We start from the raw sequence: 18,862 nt of genomic DNA, 5'->3' as shown, positions 1-18,862 counted from the left end.
CCGCCCAGGCCAGCGGCACCGAGCCGTCGGCGGCGCGCGGGCCGTGGCCGATCGCCAGGTCGTCCAGGTCGCTCAGCACCAGGGGTTCGAGCGCGCTGCGCACCGCGGCGCCAAAGCGCGCGCGCGCCACGGCGGGCACCTGCACGGTGGCGGCGATGACGTCGCCGGGATGCAGCACCGCTTCGCAAGCGGCTTGCGGATAGGCCTGGCCCAGGGCCGCCAGCGTCAGTTCACCGCGGCGCGCGCAATTGCCGCGGCGGTCGAACCACGCGAAGGGCAGGGGCGAGCCGGGGCCGAATTCGGCCAGGGGGGGCAGCGCGATGCGCAAGGAATTCTTCACGGATTTTCTCGTGTCCAGAGGGTGTCGGGTGCGGCGGGGGGGGCGCTGCGTATCAGCGCCTGCATGGATACCCGGGCCCGTTCGTAGGCGACCACGCCGTTGGCCATGAACCAGCCGCTGGCGGTGACGACGGCCGGCGCCGGGGTTTTCACGCCCGTGGCGGCGAGCCGGTTGGCGAAGTCGCCGCTGTTGTTGAACCAGTTGCCGCGATCGCGTTCGCCGGTGATGGCGCGGGCCTGGCTGAGCGACAGGCCCGGCACCAGCGCGGCGATGACTTCCGGCGGCGCGGTGTTGACGTTGATATTGGTGGCCAGCGGCAGCACGGTCATGGTGCGGCGCAGTTCGTCGCGCACCGCGGGTTCCAGCCCCAGCAGCGCGGCCACGTCGTCGATGCCGCGCGGCTGCGGCGCCCGGGCATCCGGGGTCTGGCCGCCCTGGGCCGGCGTGGGCGCGTCGGCCGGCTGCGCGGGCGGCTGGCTGGCCGCGATGATGTCGAGCATGCGCGCGGCCAGCGCGTCGGGCAGGCGCAGGCTGGCCAACAGGCGCCGCAGCACCTGTTCCTGTTCGGGCTGCGGCACGCCATGGCTGGCCAGGTTGCTCAGGTTGTACTTGCCTTGCTCGTCCTGCACGCGGCCGGAGAACACCGCGACGCGGTCGTCGCCGGGGCGCTCGATGCGGGTGTCGAGTATGGGCGTGGCCCAGATCTGGTCGCCGCGGGTGGTGGATTCGCGTTTGCCATGATCGCGGATCACGAGGCGGGCCCAGTCGATGCCGCCGGCCAGCATCATGCGCGCCTGCACCCGCGCCATTTCGTTTTCGACGCGGCGCGTGCTGGCGGTCTGGCGCTGGAACAGGCTGGTGGTCAGCGCGGCGACGATGGCGACGATGATCAGCGCGCTGATGACGGCGGCGCCGCGTTCGCGCGGGCGGGGCGCGTTCATGGCAGCTCCAGGATGCGGCTGTAGCGGCGGGTGTCGCCGCCCGCGCCGCGGTCCAGCGCGATCTCGATGCCGCTGGGCGTGGCCGAAAACGGCGAGCGCGTGTCCATCCAGCCCACACCGGGCACCCAGCCGCGCAGCACCAGCGCGCGCACGCCGGGCAGGAGCAGCACGCCGTCGCCCGCGGGCGGCAGCGGCGCCTGTTCGGCCGACGCACCGCTGGCGCGCCACAGGCCGTCCTTGCGCACGGACCATTGGACGCGCTGCCAGCGGCCGTTGCCGTCCGGGTCGGGGCGCAGGATTTCCAGCGTCTGCGCGCCGGCGGTGCCAGGCAAGAGGCGGATGCCGCTGGTGAAGACGCGCGCATCGATGCCGGGCGCGGCGAACGACGGGCCGTTATAGGCGAGTTCGGCGTCGCGCCCCAGCTGGCCCAGCGTGCTCACGATGGCGTCGGTGTCTTCGGCCTGCTGCGAGATCCACTCGCGCGCGCTGGACACGCTTTCCAGGCCGCGCCAGGCCATCAGGCTGACCAGCGCCATCAGCGCCAGGGCCACCAGCACCTCGATCAGGGTAAAGCCGGCTTCGGCGCGGTGGCGGTGCAGCGCCTGGCGCGGGCACTGGCGCGGCAGCGCGGGCGGCATCGGACGCGGCATCGGGCGCGCTATCGGACGCGGTTTGCGGCCCCGCGGGTGGTGCAGATTCATCGCAGGCTCGACAACAGGCCGTCCAACTGCAGCAGGACGCCGCCGTCCGCCTGGTCGCGCACCTTGACCGACACCTGGCGAAAACTGCGGTTGAGCGAATTGGTGAATGCCAGCTCGCAGCGCAGCGCCAGCCCACCCTGGGGGCAGGGCACGGTCTGCGTGCCGGCGCGCGGCAGCGTCTGCTCCAGCCGCAGCTGGGTCAGCGCGTTCTGCGCGGCCAGCAGCGCCAGCGTCTTGTCCTGCAGCGCGCGGTTGTTGGCGGCCATGACGCCGGTGGCGCGCAGGGCCGCGCCCATCGCGACCGCGATGATGGCCAGCGCCACCAGCACTTCGATCAGGGTGAAGCCGCGCTGGCGCCGACGTTGCCGCGAGGTGACGAATTCAGCGGATGTCATAGTGTCCCGAGGCGTCGCGCGACAGCGTCACGAGCGATTCGCCGGCCCGCAGCTGCAGGCTGAACGGATCGGCCACCCACTCGGTATTGAAGATCAGCGGGCGGTTCGGGTTCAGCCGCAGTTGCACGGGCCCGGCCAGCCAGGCGCGCGGGCGCAGCGCATCGTCGCGTTCCAGCGTGTCCACGGGCAGCGTCACGTCTTCCTCGGCGGTGGGCGAATCGCCGCGGCCCTGGCGTTCGAACGACCAGCCGCCGCTGGCGGGCAGCCAGCGTATCGGCCGGCCGTCGCTGCGAGCTTCGCTCTGGGCCACGGTAAAGGCGTCGGCCAGGCGCTGCGCGTCGTCGCGCAGCGGATCAGGCCCCTTGCCGATGGACAGGCTGACCATGCTGGCGCCAATGGCAACGATCACCAGCACCACCAGGACTTCGACTAGCGTGAAGCCGCGTTCAGAGTTCCCACGAACCGATGTCGGCATCACCGCCTTCTCCCCCGGGCTTGTTGTCGGCGCCGAACGAGAACACATCGATATCGCCCTTGACGCCCGGGCTCAGGTATTGATAGGGATGGCCCCAGGGGTCGTTGGGCAGCTTGTCCAGGTAGCCGCGCCAGTTGGACGCGCCTTCGGGCTTTTCCACCAGCGCGCGCAGGCCCTGGGCGGTGGTGGGGTAGCGGCCGTTGTCCAGCCGGTACAGCTTGAGCGCCTGCATGATGCCGCCGATATCCTGGCGCGCCGCCACCTGGCGGGCCTGGTCGGGGCGGTCGAGCACGCGCGGAACGATCAGGGCCGCCAGAATCCCCATGATCACGATGACCACCATGATCTCGATCAGGGTGAAACCCTGCTGGCGAGCAGGCCCACGCGATGACTGACGCACTTTACAACTCCGGTCTTTCAGTAGAAGCGGAGGATTGTGGACATGAAATATGACAGCAATATGAGCCTGGCGCGCTCACTTGGCCGCGCTGGCGATGCCATCCGCGGGGGCCGGGAACACTGGCGCCGCCAGGCGGCTGGCGCGGCCGCCTTGCTCGACCGTGATGGCGTCGGCGCTGATCTCTTTCAAGAGAATCCCCGGCGCGACTTCATCGCCCACGCGCCAGGCCAGGGGCGGACCGCCGTCGACGCTGAAGACGGCGGCGCCGTCCGTGCCCGCGGCGATCACGCCCAGCACGCTGATCTGCGTGCGCATCACTTCATCGCGGCCGAACCAGAGCGCCACCGGCGTGTTGTCGGCGGCGCGCGGCGCGGGGGCCGACAGGGCAGGGGGCAAGGGGCCGGGGCGCGGGGCCAGCAGCACCGCGCCCCAAACGCCCAGGCCGGCGGCCAGCGCCAGCACGGCCAGCACACGAAGCGCGGCGGGCGCGGCGGGAGGAGACAAACGCAGAGACAAGGGCATGGATGGCAAGGCGAAAGGCGAACAAGGCGTGCAAACAGGAATGCGCCCGACTATAGCGGCCCATCATGACAAGTCCGCGATAGCGCCGCGCCATTCCTTTCAGGCGGCAGACGGCGCGCTGTCATCAAGCTTAAATGCCACCTGTCTAGCATGCGTGCACGCTGCGGCCAAGCACCGCGGCACCGACCCCTCCCACAGGAAACAACGATGCAAGACACGACACACGCCAACCGCCGCCGACTTCTGAAAATGCTGGGCGGCGCGCCGATGCTGCCGCTGGGCGGCGTGAGCATGGCCGCGCTGCTGGCGGGCTGTAATTCCAGCGACGATGACGATGACAACGCCGTCGTCACACCCGGCAATCCGCCCGCGGCCAACGTCACGTTCAAGTCCGCTTCGTTCACGTCGATGCCCGCTCCCTCGCTGGCCAGCCCGGAACTGATGGCGCGCACGACGGTAGGCTCGTCGATGGTGCTGACGTTCAGCGACGGCTCGACCCGCAAGGTCGACCTGGGCTACGAACAATTCTTCATGACCGGCGACTCGGTGCCGGACGGCAAGGGCGGCAGCATCATCGCCGGCGCCTATTTCAACAATGCCGGCGCGCCCATCATGGACAACTCGGTGCCCGCCAAGGCCCGCCAGTTCTTCTCGAACTGCCCCCGACGGCATGTCGCTCCTGAAGCTGGAAGCGCCCACCGTGCCGGGCGTCAACGGCAACACCGTGTTTGCCGTGGTGCAGTTCGAATACCAGTCGATGGACCAGGCCGGCGCCGACATGTACGGCCGCCTGCCGTCGCCGATTGCCGTGCTGACCCTGGCGCAGGACCCGGCCACCGGCAAGCTCAGCCTGGTCAAGTACAGCAACGTCGACACCTCGCCGGTGAATGGCCTGTGGATCACCTGCGGCGCCAGCCTGTCGCCCTGGAACACGCACCTGTCCAGCGAAGAGTACGAACCCGACGCCACCGTCGCCAAGACGCAGGCGCAGTTCCAGGCCTACAGCCAGAACCTGTTCAACGACCCCAACAAGGCCAACCCCTACCACTACGGCCACATGCCGGAAGTGACGGTGAACCCGGACGGCACCGGCAGCATCAAGAAGCACTACTGCATGGGCCGCATCTCGCACGAGCTGGTGCAGATCATGCCTGACCAGCGCACCGCGCTGATGGGCGACGACGCCACCAACGGCGGCCTGTTCATGTTCGTGGCCGACCGCAAGGCCGACCTGTCGTCGGGCTCGCTGTACGTGGCCAAGTGGACGCAGACCTCGGGCACCGGCCCGGGCGCCGGCACGCTGACCTGGATCAACCTGGGCCACGCCACCAGCGCCGAAGTCAAGGAACTGGCCGACCAGCTGACCGCCGCCGACATCATGGACGTGCGCAAGACGGACCCGGCCGACAACACCTTCACCAAGATCCGCTTCAGCGGCGCCGACAACTGGGTCAAGCTGATGCCGGGCCGCCGCCAGGCTGCCGCCTTCCTGGAAACCCACCGCTACGCCGCGCTGGTCGGCGGCACGCTGGGCTTTACCAAGATGGAAGGCACCACCGTCAACGCCAAGGACAAGATCGCCTACAGCGCCATGTCGCGCATCGAAAGCTCGATGGTCGACGGCACGGTGGCCGGCATGAAGGTCACGGCCAACTCGGCCGGCGCCGTCTACCAGCTGCACCTGAAGGCCGGCCAGGTCGACACCAACGGCCAGGCGATCGACAGCGAATGGGTGCCGGTGGACATGGCCGCCGTGGCCGAACTGGTCGGCGCGCCGATCTCGCCGGTCGACGAGCTGGGCAATACCCACAACGCCGACAAGATCTCCAACCCCGACAACCTGAAGTTCTCGGAAAAGCTGCGCACGCTGTTCGTGGGCGAAGACAGCGGCGGCCACGTCAACAACTTCCTGTGGGCCTACAACGTCGACACCAAGGTGCTGTCGCGCCTGTTGTCGTGCCCGGTGGCGGCCGAATCCACTGGCCTGCAGGCGGTGGACGAGATCAACGGCTGGACCTACATCACCAGCAACTTCCAGCACGCCGCCGACTGGGGCAGCGTGCACGCCAAGGTGCGGCCCACGCTGGAACCGCTGGTCAAGGCCAACTACAAGGACGGCTTCGGCGCATCGGTGGGCTACTTGACCGGTGTGAAGATCGGCAGTTGACCAGGCTGTGCCGAGCTGGGCGGACGCGGCGCGCAACACGCCGCGTCCGCTTGTCGGAAAGGACCCAGGGACCGGCACGCCGGTCCCTTTGCATTGTTTCGGTCTGTGTCGCATCAGAAAAAAATCCTGATCCGTCGATCAGCGATTCCTGTCTTTGCTTCATGCGTCGTTCACCTTGCGAAGCCACTATGTGGGCCACCCACAAAGCGGGTTTCGAAAGGGAAAGAACATGCAGGTAATGAAGTGGAAGCGCTGGTGCGCGGCCCTGGCCGCCCTGGGCGCGCTGGCCGGTTGCGGCGGTGATGACAAGAGCGACGGCGATGCGGCGACACCGCCGCCGCCGCCCGCGACGCAGCCCGGCGCGGGCTCGGCCGCCAAGGTGTTGTTCATCGGCATGGACGGCCTGACGTATGACGCCTACCGCCAGGGCGTGGCGGACAAGTCCTTGCCCGGCCTGGCGCAATTGACCGTGACGCGCAGCTGGACCGGCGGCGTGACCGGTGGCGTCACGCAACAGCCCACGCTGCTGGTGCCGGGCTGGACCACGCTGCTGACCGGCCAGTGGGCCGATCAGCATGGCGTGCGCAGCAACGCGGCCGGCCAGGCGCCCAAGACGCCGACGCTGTTCCAGCGCGTCAAGACGGCCAAGCCCGCCGCGCGCACGGCGGCGGCCTTCAATTCGACGCTGCTGGCCAGCCTGGCCGGCAACGACCGCGCCGCCGGCTATCTGCAAAGCCTGACCGACTGTGCCGGCGTGGACGATTGCGTCGCCAGCCAGGCACGTGATCGCATCACCGAAGGCTATGACGTGGTGGTGGCGCAGTTCGGCGCCGCCGAGACCGTGGCGCAGGCTGGCAGCTTCGGCCCCGCCTACCAGGCCACCCTGCGCCAGACGGACGCCGCCCTGGGCGCGTTGCTGGCCCAGGTGGCCGCCCGCCGCGCGGACCATCCGGAAGAGAACTGGCTGGTGGTGGTGGCGTCCAGCCATGGCCTGGACCGCACCGGCGGCAGCGATGGCCTGCAGCTCTCGCCCAACAAGACCACGCTGCTGGCGATGAACCGGCAGCCGCTGCTGGGCGGCAGCGCCGACGACGCGTCGTTCGACGGCGTCTGGAACAGCGCCTGGTACGCCTTGCCCAGCGCGGCCGACGCCGCGCCCACCGTGCTGGCGCACCTGGGCGCCTTGCCGGCCGCCGGCCAGTACGACATGGCGGGCGCCGCCCTGACCGAATCGGTGGCCCTGCGCCGAGCCGCCAGCCGCACGTCGATGGACAACAAGACCGTTTCGCTCAGCTGGACCCGCGTCGGGGTGCCGGTCGGCGACATCGTGATTGCCCGCGATGGCAAGGAACTGGCGCGCCTGCCGGGCACGGCCACCGACTATGCCGACACCGCCTTCTCGTTCACCACCGAAGGCGTGCACGAACTGAACTACACCATCTCGGTGGGTGGCGCCGTCACGGCCGTGCGCGCCACGGTCGTGTACACGGCGCCGGTGCCGCTGTTGCCGTCGCTGCGTACCGGTCTGACGATGCTGTTCCCGTTCGAAGGCGACGTGACCGACAAGGCCGCGGGCGGCGGGGCGATCACGCCGTACGACGGCGTCCAGGCGCCGGCCTTCGCCAACCAGGGCGTGTTCGGCAAGATGTTCCAGAACCAGCGCACGGCCGACCCGCTCGGTGCGTTCAAGCTGGACTATCCGGCGGGCCTGCTCGACACCGTCTCGGCCTTCACCATCGGCTTCTGGTATCAGTCCGATGGCACTGCCAACGACCGCTCCATCCTGGGCAACAAGGACTACAACTCCGGCGGCAATCCCGGCATCACCATCGCCCAGTGGGCCGGCCCCGAGCTGCGCTTCAACCTGGCCGGCGGCGCGCGGGTCGACATCAACGGCGTGAAGTTCACGCCCAACAAGCCGATCTACGTGGCCATGGCCATCAACAAGACCGCCAAGACCATGACGGCCTACGTCTATGACCCGGAGCTGGGTTTCACCAGCCGGTCGACGCCGACCGGCACGGTCGACCTGACCAGGATCGCCGGCGTGTTCGGCCCGCACCTGGGCCTGAACGAAGACGGCAAGGGCACCTACGGCGTGTGCTGCGCCGGCACCAAGGGCCCCTACACCATGTATTTCGACGACCTGGCGTTCTGGTCGCGCGCGCTGACCGAAGCCGAAGTGCGCTCGCTGGCCCTGTCCGGCAAGTCCGTTTCCGAACTGTTCCCCTGATGTCCCAAGGATAGACACACCATGACTACTTCCCCGATCTTGCGCGCGTTCCTGCGCCTGGGCGCGGTGCTGATGATCGCCGCCACCCTGACCGCCTGCGGCGGCGACAAGGACGACGACAGCGACAGCGGCAGCGGCGCCCCGGGCGGCCAGCAGCCCGAGACGCCCACCCAGCCCGTCAAGCCCCAATTGCGTTGCGCGCCCTGACAGCGGCGCCCCCATCAGAATTCAAGGAATAGCCCCTGTGACGTCCGAAAAAGACCCCATCCACGCCGGCAAGCGCCGCTTCCTGCGCAACGCCGCCGCCTCGACCGCCGGCCTGACCGCCTTGTCGATGTTCCCGCCGGCCATCCGCCGCGCGCTGGCGATTCCCGCCAACAACCGCACCGGCACCATCAACGACGTCGAGCACGTGGTCATCCTGATGCAGGAAAACCGCTCGTTCGACATGTACTTCGGCACGTTCAAGGGCGTGCGCGGCTTTGGCGACCGCATCACCGTGCCGCTGCCGCAGAACCGCTCGGTCTGGGAACAGACCAACGGCACCCGCGTGGTGCTGCCGTATCACCTGGACAGCACCAAGGGCAACGCCCAGCGCGTGTCCGGCACGCCGCACGATTACGTGGATGCCCAGAACGCCTGGGATGGCGGCCGCCTGTATCAATGGCCGCGCTACAAGCAGAACCAGTCGATGGGCTACTACACCCGGCAGGAACTGCCGTTCCAGTTCGCGCTGGCCGAGGCCTTCACGCTGTGCGATGCCTACCACTGCTCTTCGCATGGGGGCACCAACACCAACCGCCTGTTCCATTGGACCGGCACCAACGATCCGCTGGCGCTGGGCAACGGCCCGTCCACCCGCAACCAGTGGGACGACCTGGGCGCCTCGACCATCGGCTGGACCTGGAAGACCTACCCGGAGCGTCTGCAGGAAGCCGGCGTGACCTGGAAGGTGTACCAGAACCTGCCCGAGAACTTCGGCGACAACCCGCTGGCCGGTTTCCGCCAGTACCGCAAGGCCAACGAGTTGGCCGGCAATGGCACCGACGGCTCGCCGTACCCCGCCTGGACGCCGGCCATGGATGCCACCAACCCGCTCTACAAAGGCACGGCCAACACCATGCCGGACGGCGGTTTCCTGCAGGCGTTGCGTGACGACGTGACCAACGGCAGCCTGCCGCAGATCTCCTGGATCGTGGCTCCCGCCACGTATTCCGAACACCCCGGCCCGTCGAGCCCGGTGCAGGGCGCCTGGTACATCCAGGAAACGCTGAACGCCTTGACCGCCAACCCGGACGTCTGGAGCAAGACGGTGCTGCTGGTGAACTTCGACGAAAACGACGGCTACTTCGATCACGTGCCGTCGCCCGCCGCGCCTTCGCTCAATCCGGACGGCTCGATGGCCGGCGACTCCACCGTCAATACCGACATGGAACGCCATACGCGGCCGTCGTACACCCCGGCCGGTGCGGTGCTGGACGCCGCCGACAACCGCGTCTACGGCCCCGGCCCGCGCGTGCCGATGTACATCGTGTCGCCCTGGAGCCGTGGCGGCTGGGTCAATTCCCAGGCGTTCGACCACACGTCGGTGCTGCGTTTCCTGGAAGCGCGGTTCGGCGTGCCCGAAAAGAACATCAGCCCGTGGCGCCGCGCGGTGCTGGGCGACCTGACCTCGGCCTTCAATTTCGCCACGCCCAACAATGAACAGCTGCCCGACCTGACCCTGCTCACGCGGGCCGGTGCCGACCAGACGCGCGCCGACCAGCAGGCCCTGCCGGCCGTGCCGCTGCCCGATACGACCACCCAGGCCAAGCCTAAGCAGGAAACCGGCGTGCGTTTTTCGCGCGCCTTGCCCTATGAACTGCACACCAGCGGCCGCGCCCAGCCGGGCACCAGCGCCATGTGGCTGGTGTTCGCCAATACCGGCACGGCCACCGGCGTGTTCCACGTCTACGACCGCCTGCACCTGGACCGCCTGCCGCGCCGCTACACGGTCGAACCGAACAAGCAGCTCCAAGGCAGCTGGGACGTGGCCGCCGACGGCGGCAAGTACGACCTGTGGGTGATGGGCCCGAACGGCTATCTGCGTCACTTCGCGGGGGACCTGGCGCTGGCTCGCAGCGAGCAGCTCGATGCCGAGATCCGCGTCTGCTACGACGTGGCCAATGGCGACGTCTACACCAGCTTCATCAACAGCGGCAAGAAGCCGGTCACCTTCGTCATCACGCCCAACGCCTACTACACCAATAATGAGAAGTGGACGTTGACGGTGCCGGCGGGCAGCCAGGTGGAACAGTCGTGGGCCCTGAAGGCCAGCGGCGCCTGGTACGACTTCACGGCGCGCCTGAACGAAGACCCCGCCTACCTGCGTCGCTTCGCCGGCCGGGTGGAAACGGGCAAGCCGTCGGTCACCGATCCGGCGATGGGGCTGTAAAACCTGCCCCGGCCTGGCGTTGCCGTCAGGCTGGGGCCGCCCCTTGGGGCTCGCGTGCCCGGAACGCCGTGGCGCAGGCCTCGCAGATGGCCGCCGTGATGCCCTGGCGCGCATGTTCGCGCCGTTCCAGCATGCCGATGGCCCGCGACATCGGGCCCAGGTCGTCAGGCAGGGGCAGGATGCGCAGTTCCGGGCTGGCATGCCAGTTCGAGCCGTTGATCAGCGGCAAGAGCGTCACGCCGACTTCCTGGCGCACCAGCTCGACCAGGGTCTCGATCGCGTTCAGTTCCAGGAACTCGTTCAGCGGCACCGCCAGGCGCCGCAGCAGCCGGTCGATCTGCAGCCCGGTGCGCTGGGTGCGGTCGAACCGCAAGAACGGGTTGCCCGCCAGCACCTGGCGCGCATCGCGCCCGGCGGCCGACGGCGGGGCGATCACCACCAGCGGTTCTTCGTAGAGCGGCACCCAGCGCGTGCTGGCCATCTTGCGGCCGGCTTCCACCAGGAATGCCGCGTCCAGCTCGCCGTCTTCGACCTTGCCGGCCAGTTCGCTGGCCTTGCCCGACAGAATCCGCACGTCCAGCTTGGGATGGGCCTTTTTCATGCCCGACACCACCTTGGACAGCGTGCCCATGCAGGACACGATGCTGCCTACCGATACCGACCCGGCCAGTTCGCCCGGCACCGTGCGCGGCAGCCGCATGCGGTCGTATAAATCGAGCAAGTGCTTGATTTCCGGTAGCAATTCCCGCCCGGCTGCGTTAAGAATGGCAAGACGCCCGCTGCGATCGAACAATTCACGCCCCAGTTCGGCCTCCAGCGAGCGCATCTGGAAGCTGACGGCGGCCTGCGTCAGGGCCACTTGCTCGGCGGCCTCGGAAAACGAGCCATGGTGGGCCACCGCCAGGAAGGTGCGCAGGAATCGGATGGTGCTCATAGGGGTGATTCCGGGGTTGAATCCGGGGGCAATCCGTGCCGAAAAGCCCGGGCTTGATTCACAAAAAAATCTTTTATGACGGAACAAAAAATCAAATTGATTTAATTAGACCACGAGAGTACCTTCGCGAGCTTACCTATCTGAGACTAGCGCCATGAAATCCTTCGACTGGGTCAACCCTTACCCCTCCGTCCGCATCCCGCTGTTCGCCCGCAACGTGGTGTCCACGTCGCATCCGCTGGCGGCCCAGGCCGGCCTGCGCATGCTGCTCAAGGGCGGCAACGCCGTGGACGCCGCCATCGCCGCGGCCGCCACCATCGTGCTGGTCGAACCGGTATCGTGCGGCCTGGGCGGCGACTGCTTCGCCATCGTCTGGGACGGCAAGGAACTGCATGGCCTGAATTCGTCCGGCGTGGCCCCGGCCGCCTGGAACGTCGAATACTTCAAGCGCAAGTACGGCACGGGCCCGGACGGCCTGGCCATCCAGCCCAAGCGCGGCTGGGACGCGGTGACGGTGCCCGGCGTGGTCGCCGGCTGGTCCGCACTGCACGAAAAGCTGGGCAAGCTGCCGTTCGAACAACTGTTCGAGCCCGCCATCGAAATCGCCGAGCGCGGCTATGCCGTGCCGCCGGTGGTGGCGCACAAATGGGCCGCTGCCGCCAACGAACTGAGCAGCCAGCCGGGCTACGCCCAGGCGTTCATGCCGGAAGGCCGCGCGCCCAAGGTCGGCGAACACTTCCGCTTCCCGGATGCCGCCAACACGCTGCGCCGCATTGCCGCCTCGCATGGCCGCGACTTCTATGAAGGCGAACTGGCCGAACGCATCGCCGCGTTCGCCAAGGAATGCGGCGGCGCCATGACGCTGGAAGACCTGCGCGGCTACCGCCCGGAATGGGTCAAGCCGATTTCCAAGTCGTACCGCGGCTACGAGCTGCATGAAATCCCGCCGAACGGGCAGGGCATCGCCGCGCTGATCGCGCTGGGCATCGTCGAACGCTTCGACATGGCCAGCCTGCCGGTTGACTCGGTGCAGTCGCAGCACGTGCAGATCGAAGCCATGAAGCTGGCTTTTGCCGACCTGTACAAGTACGTGGCCGACCCGCGCTCGATGGAAGTCACGCCCGAGCAGATGCTGTCCGACGACTACCTGGACAGCCGCGCCAAGCTGATCCGCCTGGACGGCGCCACCCACTTCGAAGCCGGCCGCCCGCACGCCGGCGGCACCGTCTACCTGACCGCCGCCGACGAAAACGGCATGATGATCTCGTTCATCCAGTCCAACTACATGGGCTTCGGCTCGGGCGTGGTGGTGCCGGGCACCGGCATCAGCATGCAGAACCGCGGCGTGGGCTTCTCGATGAATCCCCAGTCGGCCAACGTGGTCGAAGGCGGCAAGCGCCCGTTCCACACCATCATCCCGGGCTTTTTGACCCGCGGCGGCAAGCCGGTCATGAGCTTTGGCGTCATGGGCGGCGACATGCAGCCCCAGGGCCACCTGCAGACCGTCGTGCGCATGATCGACTACCACCAGAACCCGCAGGCCGCCTGCTGCGCGCCGCGCTGGAAGGTCAACCGCGATTTCACGCTGGATATCGAGACCAACATGAAGGCTTCCACTATTGCGGGCCTGAAAGACCTGGGGCATGCTTTGAAGTCGGTCGACGATCCTTACATGGACTTCGGCGCCGGCCAATTCATCTGGCGCATGTCCGAAAGCGACAACGAGCTGGGCTACGTTGCCGCCAGCGACAGCCGCCGCGACGGCCAGGCCGTCGGCTTCTGATGCACGGCAGTGCAGCCACAAGGGGAAAAACCACAATGAAACGCTTGACCATGACCTTCGGCGCCAGCGTGCTGGCGCTGGCCGCCGGCGCCGCCTGCGCCCAGAACATCCGGATCGGCCTGCAGGAAGATCCCGACGTCCTGGACCCGCATCGTGCGCGTACCTACGTCGGCCGCATCGTCTTCACCTCGCTGTGCGACAAGCTGGTGGACATCGATCCCAAGCTGCACTTCGTGCCGCAGCTGGCCACCTCGTGGTCGTTCAGCCCCGACAACAAGGTGCTGACCTTCAAGCTGCGCGAAGACGCGCTGTTCCACGACGGCAGCAAGTTCGACGCCGCGGCCGCCAAGGCCAACCTGGACCGTGCCATGACGCTGCCCGACAGCCTGCGCAAGGGCGAACTGGCCTCGGTCGAAAAGGTCGAGGCGCCCGACGCCTCCACGCTGGTGCTCACGCTCAAGCAGCCCGACGCCACGCTGCTGGCGCAACTGTCCGACCGCGCCGGCATGATGCTGTCGCCCAAGACCTTCGCCGATCCCGATGTCGCGTCGGTGGGCCGCAAGCCGATCTGCTCGGGTCCGTACAAGTTCGTCGAACGCATCCAGAACGACCGCGTCGTGCTCGAAAAATTCGACCAGTACTACGACGCCAAGGACTACGCCTTCAAGCGCATCACCTTCCTGCCCATCCCGGACACCACCGTGCGCCTGTCGAACCTGCGCGCCGGCGACCTGGACATGCTCGAACGCCTGAACCCGTCCGACGCGCCGCAGGTCAAGACCGACGCCAGCCTGACCTTCGCGCCGGTGGCGGGCCTGGGCTTCCAGCAGTTCATGTTCAACGTGGGCAACGGCAAGCGCGCCGAAGACAACCCGTTCAAGAACAAGCTGGTGCGCCAGGCGTTCCAGCTGTCCATCGACCGCAACGCCATCAACGAGGTGGCAGGCGGCGGCATCTTCGAGCCGGCGCAGCAGCCGTTCCCGCCCGCCAGCCCCTACCACAGCGACAAGTTCCCCGTGACCAAGCGCGACGTCGCCAAGGCGCGCGCGCTGCTCAAGCAGGCCGGCTTTGACCGCGTCAAGGCCGAGGTCATGTTCGGCAACAACACCACCACCTCGTCCGTGGCCGAAATGGTGCAGGCGATGGCATCGGAAGCCGGCTTCGACCTGTCGCTGCGGCCCACCGAATACGCGGCCCTGCAAAAGGAATCGGCCGGTGGCAACTTCCAGGTCGTGATGCTGGGCTGGTCGGGCCGGGTCGACCCGGACGGCAACATCCATTCGTTCGTGACCTGCAAGGGCGCCCTGAACGACGGCCATTATTGCAACCCGGAAGTCGACAAGCTGCTCAACGAGGCCCGCACGGTGCCGGATGAAGCCAAGCGCCGCGCCATCTACGACCAGGCCCAGGCGATCATCCAGGACGAACTGCCCGGGGTATACAACTACTACCAGCCGTGGCCGTTCGCGCTGGGCAAGAAGGTCAAGGGCTTCGTGCCGTATCCGGACGGCATGATCCGCCTGAAGGGCGTGACGTTCGCACAGAAGTAAACGGGATGCGGCGGCTTGCCGCCGCGCCCGCCGGCCGCGCGTTTCGCGCGGCCGCTTGTTTCCCGCGGTGGCCGTGCGCCAAGCCTGACCGGCCCGGCTCCGTCCACCGCTTTTGTTCTACGGTTTTCCCACATGCTTAAACTCATCTTGCGCCGCGTGATCGTCGCGATACCGACCCTGATACTGGTGTCGATGATCGTCTTCATGCTGCAGAAAATCCTGCCCGGCGACGCGGTGCTGACCATGGCCGGCGAAGAGCGCGACCCGGCCGTGCTGGATTACCTGCGCGAAAAATACCGCCTGAACGACCCCTTGCCGATGCAGTACGTGGCCTGGGCCACCCAGGTGGTGCAGGGCGACCTGGGCAAGTCGCTGCGCACCGACGTGCCGGTCACCACGCTGATCGCCCAGAAGCTGCCCGTGACGCTGCAACTGGCGGCCATGGCGATGTTCTTCGCGCTGCTGGTGGGCATTCCCATGGGCATCCTGGCCGCGGTGCGCAAGGGCAAGCCCATCGAAATGGGCGCCAACATCGCGGCGCTGTCCGGCATGTCCATTCCCAATTTCTGGCTCGGCATCATTCTCATCATGGTGGTGTCGGTGCAATGGAAGCTGTTGCCGGCGTCGGGCTATGTGTCGCCGGCCGAAGACTTCTGGCTGTCGATCAAGACCATGCTGATGCCGGCGCTGGTGCTGTCCACGGCCATCGCCGCCTACCTGATGCGCCACACCCGCTCGGCCATGCTCGAAGCGCTGTCGGCCGACTACGTGCGCACGGCGCGCGCCAAGGGCGTGTCGCCGCGCCGGGTGGTGCTGCGCCACGCGCTGCGCAATGCGTTGATGCCCATCGTCACCCTGGTGACGCTGCTGTTCGGTGAATTGCTGGCGGGCGCCGTGCTGACCGAGCAGGTCTTCACCATCCCGGGGTTCGGCAAGCTGGTGGTCGACGCGGTGTTCACGCGCGACTACGCGGTGGTGCAGGGCGTGGTGCTCTGCGTCGCGGTGGGCTTCATCCTGATGAACCTGCTGGCCGACATCCTGTACATCCTGGTCAATCCCCGTCTGAGGCACGCATGAGCGCACTTCCTGCAACGGCCGCAGCCGTCACGCCGCCCCGCAGCCGCAACCGCGCCTGGGGCAAATTCAAACGCAACCACGTGGCCATGCTGGGCCTGGCCATCGTGCTGTTCTTCGTGCTGCTGGCCCTCCTGGCGCCGCTGATCGCCAACCACGATCCGTTCCAGACCAGCTTCACCACCATCCGCAAGGCGCCGTCGGCCTCGTACTGGCTGGGCACCGATGAACTGGGCCGCGACATCTTCAGCCGCATGGTCTTTGGTGCGCGCGCCTCGCTCATGGCCGGCCTGGTGTCGGTGCTGATCGCGCTGGCGGTCGGCGTGCCGTTCGGCCTGGCCGCCGGCTATTTCGGCGGCTGGACCGACAGCGTCATTTCCCGCGCCACCGAGGCCCTGCTGGCGATTCCGTTCCTGATCCTGGCCATTGCGCTGGCGGCCTTCCTGGGGCCCAGCCTGATCAACGCCATGATCGCCATCGGCGTGTCGGCCGCGCCCAAGTTCGTGCGCCTGACGCGCGGCCAGGTGCTGGCCGTGAAAAACGAAGACTACGTGCAGAGCGCTCGCGCGCTGGGCGCGTCCGACCTGCGCATCATCGCCCGGCACGTGTTCCCCAACGTCATGCCGCCGCTGATCGTGCAGGCCACCATCACCATCGCCACGGCCATCATCGCCGAGGCCAGCCTGTCGTTCCTGGGCCTGGGGCTGCAGCCGCCGAACCCGTCGTGGGGCTCGATGCTGAACACCGCCAAGAACTTCATGACCCAGGCGCCCTGGATGTCGATCTTCCCCGGATCGGCCATTTTCCTGGTGGTGCTGGGCTTCAATCTGCTGGGCGACGGGCTGCGCGACGCGCTGGATCCCCGTCAGGAAAAATGATCACCATGGCAACAATGGATCCCAAACGCGTCGTCCAGGTCAATGATCTGACCGTACGTTTCAAGACCCCCGAACGCACCGTGGAAGCGGTGCGCAATGTGTCGTTCCACGTCGATCGCGGCGAAACGCTGGCGATCGTGGGCGAGTCCGGCTCGGGCAAGTCCGTCACCTCGCTGGCGCTGATGCGCCTGGTGGAATACGGCGGCGGCAAGATCGTCAACGGCGGCATGCTGCTGCGCCGTCGCAATGGCGAGGTGCTGGATCTGGTCAATGCGCCCGACACCACGCTGCAACGCGTGCGCGGCGCCGATGTGGCCATGATCTTCCAGGAGCCCATGACCTCGCTCAACCCCAGCTTCACGGCCGGCAACCAGATTGCCGAAGCCCTGCAGCTGCATCAGGGGCTGGACGCAGCGGCCGCGCGCGCCGAAACGCTGCGCATGCTTGAGCGCGTGCGCATCCCCGAGGCCCGCGCCATTCTCGACCGCTATCCGCACCAGTTGTCCGGCGGCATGCGCCAGCGCGTCATGATCGCCATGGCGCTGTCGTGCAAGCCGCAGCTGCTGATCGCCGACGAACCCACTACGGCCCTGGACGTCACCATCCAGGCCCAGATCCTGCAGCTGATCCGCCAGCTTCAGGAAGAAATGGACATGGGCGTCATCTTCATCACGCACGACATGGGCGTGGTGGCCGAAGTGGCCGACCGCGTGCTGGTCATGTACCGCGGCGACAAGGTCGAAGAGGGCGGTTCCGACGAAGTCTTCGCGCGGCCGCAGCATGCCTACACCCGCGCCTTGCTGTCGGCCGTGCCGCGCCTGGGCGCCATGCACGGCACCGACGAACCCGCGCCGTTCCCCTTGCTGAAGGTCGAGGAAGCGGCCCACAAGCCCCTGCCGGACCAGGCCCCCGTGGCGGCTCCGTCCACCGTGCGCCGCGAAAACGGCCCGGTGCTGAAGGTGCGCGACCTGACCACCCATTTCGACATCACCGGCGGCATCCTGGGCCGGGTGCAGAAACGCGTGCATGCCGTCGAGAAGGTCAGCTTCGATCTGTACCCCGGCGAAACCTTGTCGCTGGTGGGCGAATCCGGCTGCGGCAAGACCACCACGGGCCGGTCGCTGCTGCAACTGGTCAAGAGCCAGGGCGGTTCGATCGAATTCGACGGCCAGAACATCGGCGCACTGCGCGGCAGCGCCATGCAGACGCTGCGCCGGCACATCCAGTTCATCTTCCAGGACCCGTTCGCCTCGCTCGATCCGCGCATGACGGTGGGCTATTCCATCATGGAACCGCTGCTCATCCACAACGTGGCGCGCGGCCGCGAGGCCCAGGAACGCGTGCGCTGGCTGATGGACAAGTGCGGCCTGGTGCCCGAAATGATCGACCGCTATCCGCACGAATTCTCGGGCGGCCAGCGCCAGCGCATCTGCATCGCGCGGGCCCTGGCGCTGAATCCCAAGGTCGTGATCGCCGACGAATCCGTGTCGGCGCTGGACGTGTCGATCCAGGCGCAGATCGTCAACCTGCTGCTGGACCTGCAACGCGAACTGGGCGTGTCGTTCCTGTTCATCTCGCACGATATGGCGGTGGTCGAACGCGTCAGCCACCGCGTGGCGGTGATGTACCTGGGGCAGATCGTCGAAATCGGCCCGCGCCGCGCCATTTTCGAGAACCCGCAGCACCCCTACACCAGGAAGCTGATGGCGGCGGTACCCATTGCCGATCCGCAGCGGCGCCACCGCGAGCGTTCGCTGCTGGTCGACGAGATTCCCAGCCCGATGCGCAAGCTGGGCGACGATCCTCTGGTCGAGCCGCTGGTGCAGGTAGGCGACGGGCATTTCGTCGCGCGGCACGCCATCGGCGTCTATTGATGCGGTAGAGGCCGCCAGGCGCTGCCGGCCGTCACGGCGGCAGTCGGCCGGGGCCAGAGAAGCCCCGCCCGACCTCGTACTGCTCCTTATACACAACTTACGCTGCCGACGATCCCAGCCGCTGGTTACATTCTGGCGGTGCCGTGGGTTTTATGTAAATA

At 67.6% G+C, this 18,862-nt stretch carries 15 protein-coding genes and 2 pseudogenes; 9 read left to right on the top strand and 8 right to left on the bottom strand.

Annotated elements, in window-relative coordinates; all coding sequences use genetic code 11:
• The 7 genes and pseudogenes from AC6LJ2_RS28165 to AC6LJ2_RS28135 form a co-directional block, all read right to left on the bottom strand.
• A pseudogene (locus AC6LJ2_RS28165) lies at positions 1–340 on the bottom strand (type II secretion system protein GspL); the annotation flags it as partial.
• Positions 337–1,281, bottom strand: coding sequence for a type II secretion system minor pseudopilin GspK (gspK, locus tag AC6LJ2_RS28160; protein ID WP_263911937.1), 945 nt, complete (start codon positions 1,279–1,281; stop codon positions 337–339). The pseudogene AC6LJ2_RS28165 and the gene gspK, both read right to left, overlap by 4 nt.
• On the bottom strand, positions 1,278–1,919 hold the full coding sequence (locus AC6LJ2_RS28155; RefSeq protein WP_263912042.1) for a type II secretion system protein GspJ: 642 nt from the start codon (positions 1,917–1,919) through the stop codon (positions 1,278–1,280). The genes gspK and AC6LJ2_RS28155 overlap by 4 nt, the downstream gene beginning before the upstream one ends.
• Positions 1,920–1,978: 59 nt before the next feature.
• On the bottom strand, positions 1,979–2,377 hold the full coding sequence (gene gspI / locus AC6LJ2_RS28150; RefSeq protein WP_263911938.1) for a type II secretion system minor pseudopilin GspI: 399 nt from the start codon (positions 2,375–2,377) through the stop codon (positions 1,979–1,981).
• Positions 2,364–2,852, bottom strand: coding sequence for a type II secretion system minor pseudopilin GspH (gspH, locus tag AC6LJ2_RS28145; RefSeq protein WP_263911939.1), 489 nt, complete (start codon positions 2,850–2,852; stop codon positions 2,364–2,366). Before gspH ends, gspI begins: the two co-directional genes overlap by 14 nt.
• Entirely contained in the window at positions 2,824–3,252 is a 429-nt protein-coding gene (gene gspG / locus AC6LJ2_RS28140) for a type II secretion system major pseudopilin GspG (protein WP_263911941.1), read from the bottom strand. Before gspG ends, gspH begins: the two co-directional genes overlap by 29 nt.
• 75 nt (positions 3,253–3,327) lie before the next feature.
• Positions 3,328–3,774 carry a general secretion pathway protein GspC gene (locus tag AC6LJ2_RS28135; protein WP_263911942.1) on the bottom strand — a complete coding sequence of 149 codons (447 nt, stop codon included), beginning with the start codon at positions 3,772–3,774 and terminating at the stop codon, positions 3,328–3,330.
• Positions 3,775–3,981: 207 nt separating this feature from the next.
• Between AC6LJ2_RS28135 and AC6LJ2_RS28130 the strand changes: the two are divergent.
• The 4 genes and pseudogenes from AC6LJ2_RS28130 (at position 3,982) to AC6LJ2_RS28115 (ending at position 10,608) form a co-directional block, all read left to right on the top strand.
• Positions 3,982–5,941 (top strand): annotated as a pseudogene (locus AC6LJ2_RS28130) (PhoX family protein).
• 229 nt (positions 5,942–6,170) lie between these two features.
• Positions 6,171–8,174, top strand: coding sequence for an alkaline phosphatase family protein (locus AC6LJ2_RS28125; RefSeq protein WP_263911945.1), 2,004 nt, complete (start codon positions 6,171–6,173; stop codon positions 8,172–8,174).
• Positions 8,175–8,195: 21 nt separating this feature from the next.
• Positions 8,196–8,381 (top strand): hypothetical protein, encoded by a 186-nt coding sequence (locus AC6LJ2_RS28120; protein WP_263911947.1) that lies wholly within the window; start codon positions 8,196–8,198, stop codon positions 8,379–8,381.
• 37 nt (positions 8,382–8,418) lie between these two features.
• Positions 8,419–10,608 (top strand): phosphocholine-specific phospholipase C, encoded by a 2,190-nt coding sequence (locus AC6LJ2_RS28115; RefSeq protein WP_263911948.1) that lies wholly within the window; start codon positions 8,419–8,421, stop codon positions 10,606–10,608.
• A gap of 25 nt (positions 10,609–10,633) precedes the next feature.
• On the opposite strand, the gene AC6LJ2_RS28110 is transcribed toward AC6LJ2_RS28115, so the two are convergent.
• Positions 10,634–11,542 (bottom strand): LysR family transcriptional regulator, encoded by a 909-nt coding sequence (locus tag AC6LJ2_RS28110; RefSeq protein WP_263911950.1) that lies wholly within the window; start codon positions 11,540–11,542, stop codon positions 10,634–10,636.
• Positions 11,543–11,696: 154 nt separating this feature from the next.
• Between AC6LJ2_RS28110 and ggt the strand changes: the two genes are divergently transcribed.
• From ggt to AC6LJ2_RS28085, 5 genes are all read left to right on the top strand, one after another.
• Positions 11,697–13,325: a gamma-glutamyltransferase gene (ggt, locus tag AC6LJ2_RS28105; RefSeq protein ID WP_263911952.1), complete on the top strand. Its 1,629-nt coding sequence runs from the start codon at positions 11,697–11,699 to the stop codon at positions 13,323–13,325.
• A 35-nt stretch (positions 13,326–13,360) separates the two neighbouring features.
• A complete protein-coding gene (locus AC6LJ2_RS28100) occupies positions 13,361–14,875 on the top strand; it encodes an ABC transporter substrate-binding protein (protein WP_263911954.1) in 1,515 nt (504 codons plus the stop codon).
• A 132-nt stretch (positions 14,876–15,007) separates the two neighbouring features.
• Positions 15,008–15,952 (top strand): ABC transporter permease, encoded by a 945-nt coding sequence (locus tag AC6LJ2_RS28095; protein ID WP_263911956.1) that lies wholly within the window; start codon positions 15,008–15,010, stop codon positions 15,950–15,952.
• Positions 15,949–16,827: an ABC transporter permease gene (locus AC6LJ2_RS28090; protein ID WP_263911958.1), complete on the top strand. Its 879-nt coding sequence runs from the start codon at positions 15,949–15,951 to the stop codon at positions 16,825–16,827. Before AC6LJ2_RS28095 ends, AC6LJ2_RS28090 begins: the two co-directional genes overlap by 4 nt.
• Before the next feature lie 14 nt (positions 16,828–16,841).
• Positions 16,842–18,701 (top strand): dipeptide ABC transporter ATP-binding protein, encoded by a 1,860-nt coding sequence (locus AC6LJ2_RS28085; protein WP_498152630.1) that lies wholly within the window; start codon positions 16,842–16,844, stop codon positions 18,699–18,701.
• Positions 18,702–18,862 lie beyond the last annotated feature (161 nt).

The sequence above is a fragment of the Achromobacter sp. 1014246743 genome, assembly GCF_059760725.1.
This window is presented reverse-complemented; position numbering and strand designations above follow the sequence as displayed.

What these genes read in the sequence shown, in the direction of transcription:
- gspK (WP_263911937.1), bottom strand. Translation starts at nt 1,281, where the DNA reads ATGAACGCGCCCCGCCCGCGCGAACGCGGCGCCGCCGTCATCAGCGCG.
- AC6LJ2_RS28155 (WP_263912042.1), bottom strand. Translation starts at nt 1,919, where the DNA reads ATGCCGCCCGCGCTGCCGCGCCAGTGCCCGCGCCAGGCGCTGCACCGC.
- gspI (WP_263911938.1), bottom strand. Translation starts at nt 2,377, where the DNA reads ATGACATCCGCTGAATTCGTCACCTCGCGGCAACGTCGGCGCCAGCGC.
- gspH (WP_263911939.1), bottom strand. Translation starts at nt 2,852, where the DNA reads ATGCCGACATCGGTTCGTGGGAACTCTGAACGCGGCTTCACGCTAGTC.
- AC6LJ2_RS28135 (WP_263911942.1), bottom strand. Translation starts at nt 3,774, where the DNA reads ATGCCCTTGTCTCTGCGTTTGTCTCCTCCCGCCGCGCCCGCCGCGCTT.
- AC6LJ2_RS28125 (WP_263911945.1), top strand. Translation starts at nt 6,171, where the DNA reads ATGCAGGTAATGAAGTGGAAGCGCTGGTGCGCGGCCCTGGCCGCCCTG.
- AC6LJ2_RS28120 (WP_263911947.1), top strand. Translation starts at nt 8,196, where the DNA reads ATGACTACTTCCCCGATCTTGCGCGCGTTCCTGCGCCTGGGCGCGGTG.
- AC6LJ2_RS28110 (WP_263911950.1), bottom strand. Translation starts at nt 11,542, where the DNA reads ATGAGCACCATCCGATTCCTGCGCACCTTCCTGGCGGTGGCCCACCAT.
- ggt (WP_263911952.1), top strand. Translation starts at nt 11,697, where the DNA reads ATGAAATCCTTCGACTGGGTCAACCCTTACCCCTCCGTCCGCATCCCG.
- AC6LJ2_RS28100 (WP_263911954.1), top strand. Translation starts at nt 13,361, where the DNA reads ATGAAACGCTTGACCATGACCTTCGGCGCCAGCGTGCTGGCGCTGGCC.
- AC6LJ2_RS28095 (WP_263911956.1), top strand. Translation starts at nt 15,008, where the DNA reads ATGCTTAAACTCATCTTGCGCCGCGTGATCGTCGCGATACCGACCCTG.
- AC6LJ2_RS28090 (WP_263911958.1), top strand. Translation starts at nt 15,949, where the DNA reads ATGAGCGCACTTCCTGCAACGGCCGCAGCCGTCACGCCGCCCCGCAGC.
- AC6LJ2_RS28085 (WP_498152630.1), top strand. Translation starts at nt 16,842, where the DNA reads ATGGATCCCAAACGCGTCGTCCAGGTCAATGATCTGACCGTACGTTTC.